Source organism: Pseudomonas sp. PAMC 25886 (genome assembly GCF_000242655.1).
Lineage (GTDB): Bacteria > Pseudomonadota > Gammaproteobacteria > Pseudomonadales > Pseudomonadaceae > Aquipseudomonas.
The window spans coordinates 66,083-83,001 of record NZ_AHHC01000014.1 but is presented as its reverse complement, the minus strand read 5'-3'; the positions used below and the strand labels follow the sequence as shown (position 1 = coordinate 83,001).

General features: G+C 63.1%; 17 protein-coding genes. 7 read left to right on the top strand and 10 right to left on the bottom strand.

What is annotated here, in order from left to right:
• Positions 1-147: 147 nt before the first annotated feature.
• Both MUM_RS0103330 and MUM_RS0103325 read left to right on the top strand, forming a co-directional pair.
• Positions 148-654: an RNA polymerase sigma factor gene (locus MUM_RS0103330; RefSeq protein WP_010166918.1), complete on the top strand. Its 507-nt coding sequence runs from the start codon at positions 148-150 to the stop codon at positions 652-654.
• Entirely contained in the window at positions 651-1,403 is a 753-nt protein-coding gene (locus MUM_RS0103325; protein WP_010166916.1) for an anti-sigma factor family protein, read from the top strand. The genes MUM_RS0103330 and MUM_RS0103325 overlap by 4 nt, the downstream gene beginning before the upstream one ends.
• Here MUM_RS0103325 and MUM_RS0103320 read toward each other — a convergent pair.
• From MUM_RS0103320 to MUM_RS0103290, 7 genes are read right to left on the bottom strand one after another with little or no spacing between them, the layout of a single operon-like run.
• A complete protein-coding gene (locus MUM_RS0103320; protein WP_029615763.1) occupies positions 1,400-2,383 on the bottom strand; it encodes a Csu type fimbrial protein in 984 nt (327 codons plus the stop codon). The two genes, MUM_RS0103325 and MUM_RS0103320, sit on opposite strands and share 4 nt — an antisense overlap.
• Before the next feature lie 16 nt (positions 2,384-2,399).
• Entirely contained in the window at positions 2,400-4,793 is a 2,394-nt protein-coding gene (locus tag MUM_RS0103315) for a fimbria/pilus outer membrane usher protein (RefSeq protein ID WP_010166912.1), read from the bottom strand.
• 41 nt (positions 4,794-4,834) lie between these two features.
• On the bottom strand, positions 4,835-5,620 hold the full coding sequence (locus tag MUM_RS0103310; protein ID WP_010166910.1) for a fimbrial biogenesis chaperone: 786 nt from the start codon (positions 5,618-5,620) through the stop codon (positions 4,835-4,837).
• A gap of 26 nt (positions 5,621-5,646) precedes the next feature.
• Entirely contained in the window at positions 5,647-6,147 is a 501-nt protein-coding gene (locus MUM_RS0103305) for a Csu type fimbrial protein (protein ID WP_010166908.1), read from the bottom strand.
• Between the two features lie 4 nt (positions 6,148-6,151).
• Positions 6,152-6,688, bottom strand: a complete 537-nt coding sequence (locus MUM_RS0103300) for a Csu type fimbrial protein (RefSeq protein WP_029615761.1) — start codon at positions 6,686-6,688, stop codon at positions 6,152-6,154.
• Positions 6,689-6,706: 18 nt separating this feature from the next.
• On the bottom strand, positions 6,707-7,252 hold the full coding sequence (locus MUM_RS0103295; RefSeq protein ID WP_010166904.1) for a Csu type fimbrial protein: 546 nt from the start codon (positions 7,250-7,252) through the stop codon (positions 6,707-6,709).
• Complete coding sequence (locus MUM_RS0103290; RefSeq protein WP_442962348.1) at positions 7,246-7,746, bottom strand: Csu type fimbrial protein; 501 nt, start codon at positions 7,744-7,746, stop codon at positions 7,246-7,248. The genes MUM_RS0103295 and MUM_RS0103290 overlap by 7 nt, the downstream gene beginning before the upstream one ends.
• Before the next feature lie 221 nt (positions 7,747-7,967).
• Here MUM_RS0103290 and zapE point away from each other — a divergent pair, with 221 nt between their 5' ends.
• A complete protein-coding gene (zapE, locus tag MUM_RS0103285) occupies positions 7,968-9,083 on the top strand; it encodes a cell division protein ZapE (protein ID WP_010166900.1) in 1,116 nt (371 codons plus the stop codon).
• A gap of 10 nt (positions 9,084-9,093) precedes the next feature.
• Entirely contained in the window at positions 9,094-10,407 is a 1,314-nt protein-coding gene (locus MUM_RS0103280; protein ID WP_029615759.1) for a leucine-rich repeat-containing protein kinase family protein, read from the top strand.
• A gap of 69 nt (positions 10,408-10,476) precedes the next feature.
• Here the strand turns inward: MUM_RS0103280 and MUM_RS0103275 are convergent, their stop codons facing one another.
• Together MUM_RS0103275 and MUM_RS0103270 are read right to left on the bottom strand one after the other, a co-directional pair.
• Positions 10,477-11,184 carry a YebC/PmpR family DNA-binding transcriptional regulator gene (locus MUM_RS0103275; RefSeq protein ID WP_010166897.1) on the bottom strand — a complete coding sequence of 236 codons (708 nt, stop codon included), beginning with the start codon at positions 11,182-11,184 and terminating at the stop codon, positions 10,477-10,479.
• A 109-nt stretch (positions 11,185-11,293) separates the two neighbouring features.
• A complete protein-coding gene (locus MUM_RS0103270; RefSeq protein ID WP_010166896.1) occupies positions 11,294-12,607 on the bottom strand; it encodes an MFS transporter in 1,314 nt (437 codons plus the stop codon).
• A gap of 266 nt (positions 12,608-12,873) precedes the next feature.
• Between MUM_RS0103270 and MUM_RS0103265 the strand changes: the two genes are divergently transcribed.
• Entirely contained in the window at positions 12,874-13,746 is an 873-nt protein-coding gene (locus MUM_RS0103265; protein ID WP_010166894.1) for a LysR substrate-binding domain-containing protein, read from the top strand.
• A gap of 118 nt (positions 13,747-13,864) precedes the next feature.
• On the opposite strand, the gene MUM_RS0103260 is transcribed toward MUM_RS0103265, so the two are convergent.
• The gene (locus MUM_RS0103260; RefSeq protein ID WP_010166892.1) at positions 13,865-14,722 is read right to left on the bottom strand and encodes a LysR substrate-binding domain-containing protein; all 858 of its coding nucleotides are present in this window, start codon (positions 14,720-14,722) and stop codon (positions 13,865-13,867) included.
• A gap of 112 nt (positions 14,723-14,834) precedes the next feature.
• On the opposite strand from MUM_RS0103260, the gene MUM_RS0103255 reads away from it, so the two are divergent.
• Positions 14,835-15,944, top strand: coding sequence for a 2-aminoethylphosphonate--pyruvate transaminase (locus MUM_RS0103255; RefSeq protein ID WP_010166889.1), 1,110 nt, complete (start codon positions 14,835-14,837; stop codon positions 15,942-15,944).
• 27 nt (positions 15,945-15,971) lie between these two features.
• Complete coding sequence (phnX, locus tag MUM_RS0103250; protein WP_010166887.1) at positions 15,972-16,799, top strand: phosphonoacetaldehyde hydrolase; 828 nt, start codon at positions 15,972-15,974, stop codon at positions 16,797-16,799.
• The last annotated feature ends 120 nt before the right edge of the window (positions 16,800-16,919 follow it).

The window sequence follows — 16,919 nt, the reverse complement described above, 5'->3', positions numbered from 1 at the left end:
TTGAGTGGGTGAAACATAAGGTCGGAACACTTGGGACGTACGCCAGCGCACTCTATTCCCTGGCCGGCTGTTTATTTTTATTGGCCTGGAATAACCTTCAACGCCGGACGTCTTCCTAGTCCCAGCGTAGTGACTAGCCAGAATCCCATGCACGAACTCGACGAACAGTTACGTGAACTCATCCCCAGGTTGCGGCGTTTTGCCGTGTCCCTGACGCGTAACAGCAGCAGTGCCGACGACCTGGTACAGGCCAGCCTTGAACGCGCGATCATCAGTTGGGCCGACAAACGCCTCGAAGGCGACTTGCGCGCCTGGCTGTTCTCGATCCTGTACCGGCAGTTTCTCGACGCCCACCGGCGTTCCCGGCGGTACACGCGCATGTTGGAGTTTTTCACCGGCCGCGATGATTCGCAGCCGTCGGTCGAGCGCACGGTCATCGCGCAATCGACCCTGCAAGCCTTCGATAAATTGAACACCGAACAACGTGCCCTGCTGCTATGGGTGTCGGTGGAAGGCTTGAGCTACAAAGAAGTCGCCGACATCCTTGAGGTGCCTGTGGGCACCGTGATGTCTCGCCTGTCCCGTGCACGCCAGGCCCTGCGCCAGCTCAGCGACGGCGAAATCACCAGCCCTGCCCTGCGGATACTCAAATGATCAGCCTGCCTCCCAGCGAACGCGATTTGCATGCCTACGTCGATCACCAGCTCCTGGACGCTGACCGCCGCCAGCTCGAAACCTGGCTGGCGGCCCACCCGGAGGTCGCCGCCCAGGTGCATGCCTGGCAGCAGGATGCACAGCACCTGCGGGCGTCCTTGAGCGGCGCACTGCAACAGCCGGCCAACCCCGAGCTGGACCCGGCCCTGATTCGCCAGCGGGTCAAACGCCAGTCACGCCGTCACCTCGCGACCGCTGCGGTGCTGTTGATCGCCGTGGGCGTGGGCGGCCTCGGCGGCTGGCAGGCCCGCCAGGCAACCCTGGCCGACAACGTGTTGCCCATGACCGACGCGATGCAGGCCTACCGCCTGTTCGCCCAGGACGGCATCCTGCCCGCCGACTACCACGTGCAAAGCGATGGCGACATGCAAGGCTGGCTCGACCGTTACTTCAACCAGGCCTACCGCCTGCCAGACCTGAGCCAGGCCGGGTTCAAGGCGGTCAGCGGGCGCCTGCTCAGCACCGAACAAGGCGCGGCGGCCATGGTGCTGTATGAAGACCCGCAAGGGCGGCGCATCAGTTTCTACATTCGCCCGCCAGGCCCGGAAAACAAATTCCTGCCCCGGGGCAGCCGCAGTGCCGACGGTCTGCAGGCCGAGTACTGGTCGGGCGCGGGCTACAACTATGCGATGGTCAGCCCGCAAGACCCGTCGACCACACAATTGCTCAAGCAGACGATGCGCTTCTAAAAGCCCACATCCAGCACCACGTTGTCGGTGTAGGTGCCGGCCGGTGGTGTGGCCTGGTTGGGATAGATCGCAGCGTTGTAGTTGAACACCTGGCTGCCGGTGCCCAGGCCATTTCCGGGATTCACCTCCGCCGTGGAGCTGGCGCGCCGGGCGGTGGTCACGCTGCCCCAGCGGGTGGTGGTGGCGCTTTTGAAGATGTCGTAATTCAGGAAGTTGCTCCCCGAGACCATCCGCCGCTGCCCCCCCACACTCACCGGGTTCAGTCCGTCGCTGATACCCACGGTGTACGCACTGCCCTTGGTGCAGGTAATAGTGGCCTGCCCGTTCACGCTGGAAAAACCACTGATCACTGGCGCGCTGCCAAAACTGATATTGGGCGCGGTGATCTGGCAGTCGTTGCTCACCGTCATGCTCACCGTCAGATTAGCCGTACCCGTGCCGGAATCCCGGAAGACACACAGCGTCCCAACCCCCAGGACCGAGCAATAGTTCCAGACCCAGGCGATGCTGAGTGTCTCGGTGTAGAGCCCGGCAGCCACATTGCTTCCCGTGATCGAGCTCAGGTAAAGCGGCAAGGTTTTGGTGCCCGGCCCGGAAACCAGGCCAACGCTTTGAGCAATGCCGGTAGCACCGAAATCGAATTGGACGCCACGGGTAATCGGGTAACTGGTGCTGTTATTGCCGTAAATCGTATAGCCGATGACATCCCCGGTAGGCCCCACCATGCCGCTGGTCGCCGAGGTGATGGTTGCATAGAAGTGATCACTGGCCGCCAGCAGCGAGATCAGCGTGGCCCCGCAGTTCAAGCCGGCATTGGTGGTAGAACTGGTCTGGGCGGCGGTGCGTACCGTCATCGAACTGATCGAGCCAAAGCTGGCCGGCGAGGTGGTTCCCGGCACCGTACACGCGGCCATGGCCGGGGTCGAAACCCCCAGGCCCACCAGCACCAGCCATCCAACTATCCATCCCTTGCCCCGCACACTCACACTCCTTATGTCATTGGCAAACCAGCGGCCCGATCAGCGGCACCTGCTCCTCGTTGATATCCAGGTCGAACGTCGCCTGACAGGTACGGCCCTCGCCCACAGTGACCTGCAAGGTGTTGTGGGCCGCCAGGTTCTCCAGGTACACCAGGCCATCCCAACCCACCACCGCCCGCGCCCCGGTTTGTTCATGGCGCACCTGACTGCCCAGCGGCAGGTCCTGATGCTGTGCATCCACCAGGGTGATACTGGCCGCTACCACCCGGCGCAGCGGGAACTCCAACAAGTAGCCACTGCCGCGCCGTACCGCCACGCGCTGCTCGACGTTGGGGGTCTGCACATTGACCGGCAGGTTCAGCGGGTCGATTTCATATTTGCCGCGGTAGTAAGCGCTGCTCCACGGCACCAGCAGATGCCCGTTGCGATCGGTTTCACCCACCAACTGGTTTTCGTAGAGCACCGGCACCCCGGCATAACCGTCGGTGCTCACCACCACAAACGCGTCATTGACCCGGTTGGCCGTGAACACTTGCTTGTCCATCCACACCAGCGAGCCGTTGGCGTCCGCCCAACGGGTTTCGGCGTCGCTGCTGCCGTACACGCCCGCCTGCAATTGCACCGACTGCATGCGCCAGGTCAGATCGGCCTGGCGATACGCCGGCCCGTCGCCGCTGGCGTAACCCAGGTTGTAGCCCACGCCGCCCTCGGAGGGCACCGCACGGCTGTAGTTGACCCGCTGGCGACTCTCGCCGGCCTGGCTGCGCTCGTTGCTCAGGGCCAGGCTGCCGTAGATGTCGAACGGGATCACCAACTGCGCCTGCATGGCCCAGTTGCTGTCGCCCACCTCGCGGTTGGCCGACAGATAGAAGCTGGTGTTGCGCCACAGCTGCTTGCTCCAGGTCAGGTTCAACAACCGGGTGCGTGAATCATCGGCGGCCTGCACATCGAAATAGCCGGCGCCGATGCTGCCGTAATCGTTGAGGTTCAGGCTCAGGGTCACCTGTTCGCTGCGTTTGCTGAGGCTGGCGTAAGGGGTGTCGACCAGGGTCAGGTCGGCGTACTGATCGCGGCGCTCCACCCGCTGGTACGACAGGCTGTAGCGCTGGTTGCTGTATTGATAACCGAAGCTCAGTTGCTGGCCGGTCTCGCCGTCAAACTGGCTTTGGCTGAGGGCCGTGTTGAGTACGCCGAAGTTGCCCAGCCTTACGTTGCCGCCCAGCCCGCCCAGGGTCAGGTCGCCTGAGGCTTCGGCATGGCTTTCCAGGGTGACGTAGTTCGAGACCCCGTAACGGAACGTGCCGCTGGCCACGCCGGGCCCGTAGCCAAAATCCCGAAGGGTGTAGTCCCGACGTAAATTACCGGCCGCCACCGAAAAATCCGACAAGCCTTTTTGCAGCAGGGTGCTGGTGACGTAGAACGGCACCGTGGTCGACACTTGCCGGCCCAGGGCATCGGTGGTGACCACCACGGCTTCCCCCGCACCGTTGATAAACGGTACGTTGGTCAGGGTGTAAGGACCCGGCTGCAAGTCGGCGCTGCTGGATTTGTAGCCGTTGATAAACAGGTCCACCGACGACGGCACCGCCGCCTCCCCGGCAAACTGTGGCAAGGGATAGGTCACCAGGTCGGGGCGTACGCCGAAGTCCCGCGACACTTGCACCCCGCCCAGGCGCACCGAACTGCTCCACGGCAACGCGCCGCTGATCACGTCGCCCGCTTCGTAGGTCAGCAGGCGCTCATCGTCGGAAAAGCGCCAGGTGGTGTCATAGCGCCGATAGCCATTGTTCAGGGCGCTGCCATTCGTCTGGCCGCCAAACGTGTTGCGGTATTGGCCGGTATTGGACAGGGTGCCCCACGTATCGAACAGCCGCAGTTCGTTGAAGACGCCCAGGTAAGTGCCGGCGTCATCTGTGTCATTCAGGTAGGCATCGTAGTTGAGCAACGCACCAAAACTGGTGAGTGCCTCGCTGCGCGGATAGTTATTGCGGTGGCCGATAAACTGCTCCGGCAGCCACGCCGGCGGCACCGTCAGCATCAGGCGCTGGCCCTGGCTGTCATAGTCGGTGTGCAGGCCGGGCACGTGGTCCAGCGCGACCTCGCTGGTGATCTCAGCCGGCAGTTTCATGCCGACATCCCGCAACGTCGCCGCCGGCAGAAACAACCCGCCGGCACGCTGATCCACAGCGACCACCCGGCCGGTGTCCATCTGGTTGACCACCAGTTCGAGGAACAACTGTGCATCGGCAACAGCCTCCATACTGCTGGGGGGCGGTGGCAACGGAGCGGCCACGCCAAGCGGCGCAAGCGCCAGGCCAGACAGGCCTCCCACCACCCACACCGATCGCCATAGACTGCGAGCCCGATCATGGCTCACCAAGGCTTTGTGTCCATCAATGGACATCTCCATCCGTTAAGACCAAGGGCTACTCCATGCCCTATTCCATCGCGTTACCGTCCCGGTGCAAGACTCTCCAGTTGCGTTGCGCCATTGACCCGCACCTGCAACGGCTGATCGCCAGCGACCCCTTCCGGCACCGGCCAGCGCATGGTCGCCCCCGGCAGTACATAGCCCAGCAGGCCGTCCACCAGCGGCCGGGTCTGACCGCCCTGCTTGAACGCCACATCGGTCAGCCGCGCGTGCACCGCGCCCTGGTTGCGCATCTCCACGTAATTGCGCCCGCCGACGCTGACTTTTTTCCAGCTCAGGTCAGGCTTGCCCGCGCCCTTGGGGTCGCGTTGGCGGGTGGCGTCTTCCTTGCTCCACAGGCCTGCGCCGTAGGCGAACAAGGGCACCGAATAGCGCATCTGAAAGCGGATCGCGGCGGCTGTCTTGCCGTCAGCGGCGGGCGTTTCAGGGGCGGCGGCAGGAATTTCGTCGATGATGATCCGATACGCCAGCTCCTGGCCCGGCGGCACTTCCCGGGTCCGGGTCAGGCGCACCAGTTGTTTTTGCCCCGGCTCGATCTTCGCCACCGGCGGGCTGCCAATCACGTCGCGCTGGTTCTGGTACTGCTCGTCAAACCCGCCCTGGCTCCAGGCAAACACTCGAATCTGCAGGTTGGCGGTCTCTGTACCGCGGTTCTCCAACCACAAGGCGCTGGCCTGTTGATCGGCCTCCAGCACCGGGTCGATGGGCCAGATCAGCACTGAGCTGGCGGCCTGGGCCTGCCCCGCCCCCAACGCCACCAAACCGATAAAACCCGCAACCCAATACCGCCGGGAAGCTGCAAACATAGATTTCACTCCTTATGCCAATCGCCTTACCAGGACAGCTGCACCTGCAGCACGTCGCTGTACGTCCCCCCAGGCTGATTACCCGGTAACACCACCCGGCCGTAAATCGGCAGGGTTATAGCGTTTGCGTTGCTGTAGCTCACGCTGACGCTTTGGCTGATCCCCAGGCTTTGGCTAAATGCCGCGTCCCGAAACAGCTGATACGCCACTTGGGCACTGCCACTATTGAGCTGCATGCGCCGGCCACCGACGTTGTGCAAACCGCCATCCACGGTCATGTTCAAGGTGACGCCCGGCGTGCACTGCAGCGTTACCCCGCCGCTCAGCGCCACCGAGACCGTACTGGTCGACAACGACGAATAGCTGCCGAACGCCAGGCTGCCGTAATTCGTGCCGCCGCCCACCACCAGGCAGCCCGCGGCAATCGTCGCGCTGACCTGGATTGTCTGGCTGGTCACCGCCAGCAACGACAACGGCATCCCCCAACCGGTGATGACCGCCAGCGTCGCCCAGCAGGCCCGCTTCATGGCACTAGAACGTCAGTTGCACGGACACCGTGTCGGTATAGGTACCGGCCGGCAGCCCCGTCTTGCCCACGGCCTGGCCGTAGATATTCACGGTTTGCGCAACGCCGGTGCTCGGGGCGAGGTTGATGGTGCCGTTGATCGCCAGGATCGATGAATGCCCGGTGTCGGTGTAGAAGTCGTACGGCACGTAATTGGCGACGCCGTCGTACAGCGCCCGGGTGCCGCCGGTGGATTGGCCGTCATGGGACCCGGCCCCCACAGTGATCACCGGCGAGGTGCCCGATGAACACTGAATCGACAACGCGCCCCCGCCGCCGCCCAGCACCTGGCCGGACTGCGTGGTGAACTGGCTGTTGGTGGTACCGAAATTGATCGTACCGAAGTTCAACCCGGTGGTGCCGCCGACGCCGTTGACCAGGCAACTGTTGGTCAGGATCAGGGTCGAGCTGATCTGCCCGGTGACCGTGGTGGCCGCCTGGGCACTCGACACCCAGACCAGTGCCATCAGTGGAAAAACTGCTTTCGAAACAAGTGCATGCATGATGTCCATCCTCATGGTTTACCAATCCAGAGTCACCGTCAGGGTGTCTGTGTAGATGCCGGCCGGTAGGGCCCTGGTATTCGCCACCACCGAGCCGAATACCGGGATCGGTACTTGTGCGCCCTTGGTCACGACGAAATTGCGTTGCTGGCCGATGCTGTAGGTGTTCCGGCCTGCGGGGTCGGCCGACAGCCGATACGGTATGGTTTGGCGGCCATTGCTCAGGCGCCGGGTGGTGCCGTCGCCATGAGCGCCGCCGTCGATGGTCACGGTGAAGCTGCTCACCACCGACGGGTTGCAGGAGACCGCCAGCGCCGCCTTGTCGCCGTCACTGACACTGGCACCCAGGCGGTTGTCCCAGGTGGGCCCGTGGCTGCCAAAGTCCAGCAAGGCCGAGCCTCCGTCGGGGCTGACCGGCGCGCTGTCGGCGCCTTTGCTCACCTGGCAACTGGCAGTAATCACCAGCCGCGCGTGAATCTGACCGGTGACCGCCGCCGCCTGGGCGTCCTCCGCCAGGAGCAACAGGCCGCCCAGCACGATGCAGGCCAGGGCCCGGCTTACCATGTCACCGTCACTTTGAGCAGGTCGGAATAACGCCCCACCGCCGGGACTTCCTTGAGCGGCTCAATGCGCCCATAGAGCGGCAGGTCCACCGTGCCGGAATCAGGCACGCGGCCACTCACCGGTACGTCCACGGCCAAGGGGATACGACGCGCCGCGTCGGCATAAATGCGGTAAGGAATGGGTTTGATCGAAGGGGCGGCGGCGCCCAGGTAACGCACGTCACCCACGCCGCCATGCAGGCCGCCGTCGACACGCACCTGATACGGCGTATCCGGGTTGCACTCCAGGCGTGGCTGGCGCTGGCTGATCAAGGCAGCACTCAACGGGCCCGCCGGGTCATCCAGACGGGAACTGCTGCCAAAATCCAGCACGCCGAGTTGCTCGATGCCGGCCTCGCGGGCGGTGCCCACCAGTTGGCAACCGCGCTGCACGTCGATGCGCACTTCAACCTGGAGCTGAGCGCCATAAACCGTGTTGCAGAGCATCGCGCTCATGATTGCCAAGACTGCGTGTCCCTTCACTGCCCCAAATCCTTATACAGGGGTGACTGCTTTGTATGAGGGTAGTCACTCAAGGGGATTCCGCCAGTCAGGTCACTGGTTTGGATCCCATTGAGCCATGCCTTTTCCAGATAGCTCGCGCCGCGCTTCCCTATTGGTCAAACCGCAACCGGCGCTCTAAAGTGGGCGACCACCGAAACACAGAGTGACTGACATTGGCTGCGTTACCGCCCCTGCTCAAACGGTTGCTGGGTAAACCTGCGGCGCCTGATTCCGCCCCCGGCATTACGACTTTTTTCCAGGACAAGGCCCGGCAACAGGGCTACACCCTCAGCGCCAGCCAGCTGCAGGTCATCGCGTGCATGGCCCGGCAAACCGCCCACCTGCTGGCCGGCCGTCCAACCCGCAGCCTGTACCTGCACGGTGCCGTGGGCCGGGGCAAAAGCTGGTTGCTGGACGGTTTTTTCCAGGCGCTGCCGATTGCCGAGAAGCAGCGCGTGCACTTTCACGATTTTTTCGCCCGCCTGCACCGCGGCATGTTTACCCATCGCCAGCAGCGCGACGCCCTGGCCGTGACCCTGGACGAACTGCTCGAAGGCTGCCGCGTGCTGTGCTTCGACGAGTTTCACGTGCATGACATCGGCGACGCGATGCTGATCAGCCGTCTGTTCAAGGCCCTGTTCCGGCGCGGGGTGTGGGTGCTGGTTACCTCCAATTACCCGCCCGCCGGGTTGTTGCCGAACCCGCTGTACCACCAGCGCTTCAAGCCGGTGATCGAGCTGATCAGTGCGCGCATGGACGTGATGGAAGTCAGCGCGCCCCAGGATTATCGCGGCCTGGCCCAGGCTCACGGTGAGCAGCGTTTCACCACCGGCCAGTTCGTCTGGCCGGGTACACCCGCGCAACGCGAGGCTCTGGATCTGCCGTCAGCGGATCACGCCCCGATCAGCCTGGCCGTCGGTGCCCGGAAACTGATTGCCCGCAGGCACCAGGGCCGCAGCATCGCCTTCACCTTCAGCGACCTGTGCGAGCAACCGACCGCCGTCATGGACTATCTGCAACTGTGCCGCGACTACGACCGCTGGATCATCGATGGCCTGCCACACCTGGCGGATTGCCCGATTGCCGCCCAACAACGCTTTATCAACCTGGTGGACGTACTTTACGACCAGGACAAGCAACTGACGCTGATCGGCGAGCAGCCGCTGGAGCAATCCCTGGGTGGCCAGGCCATCGACCTGGCGCGCACCGCCAGCCGCCTGGGGCAGTTGCAGAAGATCGGGCCACAACCCGCTATCATGAGCGCCATTCACGCCCCTATTGCCGAGTGACGCGCTGTTCATGGATACCCTTGCCCAACTCAAGGCCGGCCAATTGGCCGGTATCAAACGCCTGGACCTGCGCTGCGGGCTGACCGAGTTCCCCCGGGAAATCTTCGACCTGGCCGACTCCCTGGAAATCCTCAACCTCACCGGCAACGCCCTCAGCAGCCTGCCGGATGACCTGCACCGCCTGCCCCATTTACGCGTGCTGTTCTGTTCGGAAAACGCCTTTACCGAGCTGCCGGAATGCCTGGGCCAATGCGCACAGCTGAGCATGATCGGCTTCAAGTCGAACCAGATCAGCAGCGTCCCGGCGGCCGCCTTGCCGCCCCTGCTGCGCTGGCTGATCCTCACCGACAACCGCATCAGCCAGTTGCCGAGCGAACTGGGTGAACGGCCATTGCTGCAAAAACTGATGCTGGCCGGCAACCACCTGGAGCACCTGCCGCCAAGCCTGGCCCAGTGCAAAAACCTCGAACTGATCCGCATCGCCTCCAACCGCATGACCCGCCTGCCGGACTGGTTGCTGACCCTGCCGAGCCTGACCTGGCTGGCCTACGCCGGCAACCCGGTGGAAATGGCCGTGGAAGTGGCTCGCGATGACGCGACGCCGAACATTCCCTGGTCAGAGTTGTCACTGGGCGAGGTGCTCGGCGAAGGCGCTTCGGGGATCATCCGCAAAGCGTCCTGGACCCCGCCCACCGGGCCGGCCAAGGTGGTCGCGGTCAAACTGTATAAAGGCAGCATCACCAGCGACGGCTCGCCGTTGCACGAAATGCACGCCTGCATCGCCGCCGGGTTGCATGCCAATTTGATCAAGGTAGAAGGCCGGGTCGTCGGCCATCCCGAAGGCCAGGCGGCGCTGGTGATGCAACTGATCGAGCCGAGCTACCGCAACCTCGCGGCCCTGCCGAGCCTGGCGTCGTGCACCCGTGACATCTACGACCCCACCACCCGCTTCAGCGCGGACGTGGCGTTGCGCATGGCGCGAGGCATTGCTTCAGTGGCGGCGCACCTGCACGAGCAAGGCATCACCCACGGCGATCTGTACGGCCATAACATTCTGTGGAATGAAGCCGGCGAGTGCCTGCTTGGGGACTTTGGTGCCGCGTCGTTTCACGCCACGGTCGACAGCCTGGAAACCCGGGCGTTGCAGCGTATCGAAGTGCGGGCGTTCGGGGTGTTGCTGGGGGAGTTGCTGGAACGGATTGATGCGGGGTTGAGCGAGGAGAAACGCGTGGCACTGGAAAGCTTGCGGGATAACTGCTGCCAGCCGGAGGTGCTTGCCCGGCCTGGGTTCGAGGAAATCACAACTCTGTTGCGGTCTTCCTAACTCCGCTAAACCAAATGTGGGAGCAAGCCCGCTCCCACATTTAGATCGGGTTCTCACATCAAATGAGCGTTAACCCGCCAACCCGACAAACATATCCTGCACATCGTCATGGTTGTCCAAACCTTCCAGGAAGGCTTCGACTTCGGCCATCTGCTCATCGCTCAAACCGCTCACCGGGTTTTTCGAGATGTAGCCCAGCTTGGCCGACAACACGGTGAAGCCCTGCTCCGGCAACGCTTTCTGTACAGCGTCCAGGTCGGTGGTTTCGGTGATGAACAAGGTGGTGCCTTCTTCCTCGCCTTCCTCGAAATCCTGCGCACCGGCTTCAATCGCAGCCATTTCCGGATCGGCGTCCGGGCTGTCCGGCGAGGCTTCGATCAGGCCCACATGGTTGAAGTCCCAGGCCACGGAGCCGGAAGCACCGAGCTGGCCCTTGCGGAACGCCACGCGGATTTCCGCCACGGTGCGGTTGATGTTGTCGGTCACGCATTCAACGATCAACGGCACCTGGTGCGGGGCAAACCCTTCGTAGGTCACGCGGTGGTATTGCACGGTCTCACCGAGCAGACCGGCGCCTTTCTTGATCGCGCGTTCCAGGGTTTCCTTGGGCATCGAGGCCTTTTTGGCCTGCTCCACCACCAGGCGCAAATGTGCGTTGGTGGCAGTGTCGGCACCGTTGCGGGCGGCAATGGTGATCTCTTTCACCAGCTTGCCGAAGATCTTGCCCTTGGCATTGGATGCCGCTTCTTTATGTTTGACTTTCCACTGTGCGCCCATGACTCACTCTCTTCTGTCCATCGCGCCGAGACGTCTACTGGCCGGCGCTTTGGGGGCAGAGTTTATAGCGCTGAAACACTCTAATCCACCAAAAAACCGGCCATGCCCCTCAGGTGCGCAAGGGATTGATTGCGCGCTCACGGTCCGGCACAAAGTCGCCCACCTGCGCCAGCACTGCGGGCCTGGCATTCCAGTAGGGCATCAACACCAGCGAGGAAAACAGCGCAGCGCCGGCAAACACGATAAACACCGTGACCGTGTCAAAGTAGCCCGGCAGCAAGCCGCCGAGGATCGCCCCCACCGAACCGCAACCGTTGACGAACCCCGCCGCCGTCGCACCGGCCTTGGCGGTGCCGAAGTCAATGGCGGCGGTGCTGCTGATCATCGAGTCCGGCCCGTACAGCGTCAGGCCCATCACAAACAGCAGCGCCATCACCAGCGCCACGCTGCCAGTGTGCAAGGCGCCCATGAACAATGCCAGGGCCACGGTCAGCGCCAGCAGGCTGAGGACACAGGCCGGCATGCGCCGCGCACCGAACAACTTGTCGGAAGCCATGCCGATCATGATCGGCCCCAGCAATCCCGCCAGCTCGAACGCCGTCGGCACAATCGCCGCGCCGACCTTGCCCACCGACGGCATCTGCTCATACACAATCACCGGCCCCCACAGCAGGATGGCGTAACGCGCCGGTTTCAACAGAAAGTACGCCAGCCCCAGGGTCAACACGGTACGGTTGCGCAAGATGGCCCGCAGCGGTTCCAGCACGCTGGCGTTCTTCTCGGCGGCCGTCTGTTCCGGCTCGGGTTCCACTGCCGGCAACCCCACATCCTGTGGCGTGTTGCGCTGGAAGATGAAGAACAGCGCCGCCACCACGAAGACCACGGCGGCGCTGGAGATAAACGCCGCATGCCAGGTGCCGATCAGCGTATAGGCCCACCATCCGGCAAACGGCGACGCCACCAGGCCACCAAAGGCATAGCAAGAACTCCAAAGGCCCAGCACCCGCCCCCGCTGCTGTGCCGGGAAGAAGCTGCCCAGGTTCTTGCACAGCCCCGACCAGCCGGTGGACTGCGCCAGGCCCTGAATCAGCATGCAACTGATAAAGATCGGCAACGTGGCGAACGTGCCCATCACCAAGGCGGCAGCGGCGGAAATCAACAACCCGCCGAGCACCACCACACGCGGCCCGAAACGGTCGGCGAGCATGCCCCAGGTGAACTGGCCAACGGCATAGGCCGCGAGGTAGATGCCATCCAGGTTGGCCATCATCATCTTGTCCAGCGGGAAACTCGGGTCGTCGACGATCCCCAGTTTGGCCACCGAAAAGGCTTTGCGGGTGAAATAGAAGGCCGCATACGCCAGCCAGGTGATAGCGAAAATCTGCACGCGCCAACGCTTGATGCTACTCAAGGGAGTATTCATGGTGGTTCTGACCTCGGGTGTGAGTGTGCCGGCAGAATGAAAAGCAAACGCCTGTATTTTTATTGTTGAGCACTGCAATACCGACGCCTCGGAGGGCGCGGTACTGGTCAGATGAGCCCTGCTGGTAAGCACGCAAAGACCCATGGCCGCCTTAGGTGCAGGACTCGACCCGCGGCGACTGAGGGCTATCAAAGCAATGGCTGACTAATAGGTAAAATCGATTTATCGTATTTCAAATATAAGCTGAGCTTGTAAGAGGATTCGCGATGTCGGTGTCCCACGCCCAACTCAAAGCCTTCCATGCGGTGGCCGTGCACGGCAGTTTTACCCTGGCCGCCGAGCGCTTGTTCCTCAGCCAGCCGGCCATTTCCGACCAGGTGCGCAAGCTCGAAGAGCGCTTCGGCGTACTGCTGTTTCATCGCAACAAACGTTCAGTGCGGTTGACCGATCTGGGGGAGCGGCTGTTAAGCGTCACCCAGCGCCTGTTTGCGGTCGCCGCCGAAGCCGAGGAGCTGCTGCAGGATTCCCGCGCCTTGCAAACCGGCACCCTGACCCTGGCGGTGGATGCCCCCGTGCATGTGTTGCCGCAGATCGCGCGCTTCTGCCAGTTGTATCCGGGCATCAGTGTGAAGATCGAAACCGGCAACACCGATGAATCGTTGTTTCGCCTGTACCACTACCAGGCTGACCTCGCGCTGCTGGGCCGCGATGTGGACGACGAGCGGCTGCTGTCACTGCCGTTGCCCGATGATCAACTGCTCGCGTTTGTTTCCCGTAACCATCCGTGGGCGGGCCGCGAATCCATCTGCCTGGCGGACCTGGACGATACGCCGCTGGTGTTGCGGGAAATCGGCTCGGTCACCCGCCAGACCCTGGAGCAGGAAATGCACCAGGCCGGGCTGCGGATTCGCCCCGCCATTCAGGTAGAAGGCCGGGAAGCCGCGCGGGAGGCGGTGGTGGTGGGGATTGGCGTGGGGGTGGTGTCGGCCGCGGAATTTGGCGCGGACTCGCGGGTGTATGCGATGCCGATCCGCGACTGCACCCAGCGGATGAAGGAAACCCTGGTGTGCTTGAAAGAGCAGAGCTCGCGGCGGGTGGTGGCGACGTTTCTGGAGATTGTGCGGGAGAGTTTGCGGTGAACTCACGGGCCTCATCGCGGGCAAGCCCGGCTCCCACATGTTGATTTGTGAACATCGGTCCACTGTGGGAGCGGGCTTGCCCGCGATGGCACCAACTCGATCTTCAGCCAACCCCCACTCAAGGCGCCAATTCGAAAAACGCCTGAATCAACCGCAACTCCCGGCGCCGCTCCATGCACCCGATCACATGCCGGTTCACCAGCCCCTCCCCGTGGATCGGAATCGCATGCACCCGTGGGTCCCGGCTGACCTCCATCGACGACACCACGCCCACCCCCAATTCAGCCGCCACCGCTTCCGTCACCGCCTCACGGCTGTCCAGTTCCAGCAACACCTTGGGCTGCACGCCGGCCAGTGCGCAGGCATCGTCAAAGGTGCGGCGGGTAATCGAGCTGGGCTCACGCAGCACCATGATCACCTGATCCAACTGCTCCAGCCGAATCCCCGCAGGCTCCGCCAGCCATGGATGCCCGGCCGGCACCAGCGCGCAAATCCGTGACTCGATCAATGGCTGCAGGTGCAGGCCCTTGCGCGGTTCCACCTCCGTCAACACCGCCACATCGGCCCGCTCCGACAGCAGCGCGGCGAGGGTTTCCTGAGCGTTGCCCAGGCGCAGATTCACGGTAATCCCCGGGTACCGCTCCCGCAGGCGGGCCAGCATCGGCATGACCATGTGCGGTCCGTCCGCCGCCACTTCCAGGCGCCCAGTGAGCAGTTGCCGGTTGGCTTCCAGCAAGGTCTGCGCCTCTTCCACCAGGCCGAAGATCGCCCGGGTGATGGCCGCCAGCTTGGTGCCCTCCTCGGTCAACGCCACCTGCCGTGCGGTACGTCGGAACAGCGCGATCTGGTAGTGCTCCTCCAGCGCCTTGATATGCCCAGTCACCGCTGGCTGGCTGATGAACAGCCGCTCGGCCGCCCGGGTAAAACTGCCCTCGCGGGCCACGGCATCAAACGCACGCAGTTGAAACAGGTTCATAGTTATCGGCCTCACTGATAGCTCGCATAACAACAAACAATTTGATTGATGACAAGCCAAACTGCAATTTATGCCCCGTAGCTTCATCCCAACGTTTTGCGAGGACATGAGAATGAGTACTGCCGCGCCGATCCTGCTGACCCCCGGGCCCTTGACCACTTCGGCCCGCACCCGCCAGGCCATGATGGTCGATTGGGGTTCATGGGATGACCGCTTCAATCAACTGACCGCCAGCCTGTGCGAGCAACTGCTGGCGATCGTCAACGGCACCGACAGCCACCATTGCGTGCCGTTGCAAGGCAGCGGCACCTTCGCGGTAGAAGCGGCCATCGGCACCCTGGTGCCACGGGACGGCAAGGTATTGGTGCTGATCAACGGCGCCTACGGCAAGCGCCTGGCGAAGATTTGCGAAGTGCTCGGCCGCGCGTTCAGCACCTTTGAAACCGCCGAAGACGAACCCACCACCGCCGCCGACGTCGACCGCCTGTTGCATGCTGACAAGAGCATCACCCACGTCGCGCTGATCCACTGCGAAACCAGCACCGGGATTCTCAACCCGCTGCCCGAGATCGCGCAGGTCATTGCCCGTCACGGCAAGCGCCTGATCATCGACGCCATGAGTTCCTTCGGCGCGCTGCCGATCAACGCTCGTGAAGTGCCGTTCGACGCACTGATCGCCGCCTCCGGCAAGTGCCTGGAAGGCGTACCGGGCATGGGTTTTGTGTTCGCTGAGAAACAGGCACTGGCCGCTGCCCAAGGCAACAGCCATTCACTGGCGATGGACCTCTTCGACCAGCACAGCTACATGGCCAAGACCGGCCAATGGCGCTTTACCCCGCCGACCCACGTGGTGGCGGCGCTGCACGAAGCCCTGCTGCAATACAACGAAGAAGGCGGCCTGCCCGCCCGCCACCAGCGCTACGCCGACAACTGCCAGGCGCTGCTGGACGGCATGGCCGAACTGGGCCTGCGCAGCTTCCTGCCCGCCGCGATCCAGGCGCCGATCATCGTCACCTTCCACGCGCCGAAAGACCCGCGCTACCAGTTCAAGGAATTCTACGAGCGGGTCAAGGCCAAGGGTTTCATCCTCTATCCCGGCAAATTGACCCAGGTGGAAACCTTCCGCGTGGGCTGCATCGGCCATGTGAACCAGGCCGAAATGCAAGCAGCTGTCGCGGCAGTCGCCGAGGTGCTGCAAGAAATGAACGTGCTCGACATCTGACTGCCAACTTCCAACAGGATCTGAACCATGAACTACGCAAACCCAACCAAGCTTCAAGCCGCGATCCTCGACTGGGCCGGCACCGTGGTCGATTTCGGCTCGTTCGCACCGACGCAGATTTTTGTCGAAGCCTTCGCCGAGTTCGACGTACAGGTCTCCATCGAAGAAGCCCGTGGCCCGATGGGCATGGGCAAGTGGGACCACATCCGCACCCTGTGCGACCAGCCGCAGGTAGCCGAGCGTTACCGCAAAGCCTTTGGCCGCACGCCCACCGATGATGACGTCACCGCCATCTACCAGCGCTTCATGCCGTTGCAGATCGAGAAAATCGCCGAGCACTCGGCCCTGATCCCCGGCGCCCTGGACACCATCGCCAACCTGCGCCAGCAAGGGATCAAGATCGGCTCGTGCTCCGGCTACCCCAAGCAGGTGATGGACAAGGTCGTCGAACTGGCCGCCACCAACGGCTACGTGGCCGACCACGTGGTGGCTACCGACGAAGTGCCCAACGGCCGCCCATGGCCGGCCCAGGCCCTGGCCAACGTGATCGCCCTGGGCATTGATGATGTGGCGGCCTGTGTGAAGATCGACGACACCGTGCCGGGCATCCTCGAAGGCCGTCGCGCCGGGATGTGGACGGTGGCGCTGACCTGTTCGGGCAACGCCCTGGGCCTGACCTACGAACAGTTCCGCGCCCTGGACGCCGGCACACTCGCCAGCGAACGCAAGCGCATCCAGGCCCTGTTCGAAGGTTCGCGCCCGCACTACATGATCGACACCATCACCGACCTGCCGGCAGTGATCGACGACATCAACCAGCGCCTGGCGCGGGGCGAAATGCCGCAGGGCAACTGATCGAGATCAAAAGATCGCCTCTGCACCCTCCTCCCACGGGCAAACCTCGTAAAACAGGCTTACATTGAAAGGACTCCGTCGCGAAAGAACGGAGGTTTGCCCTGATGAGTGAGGAAGAAA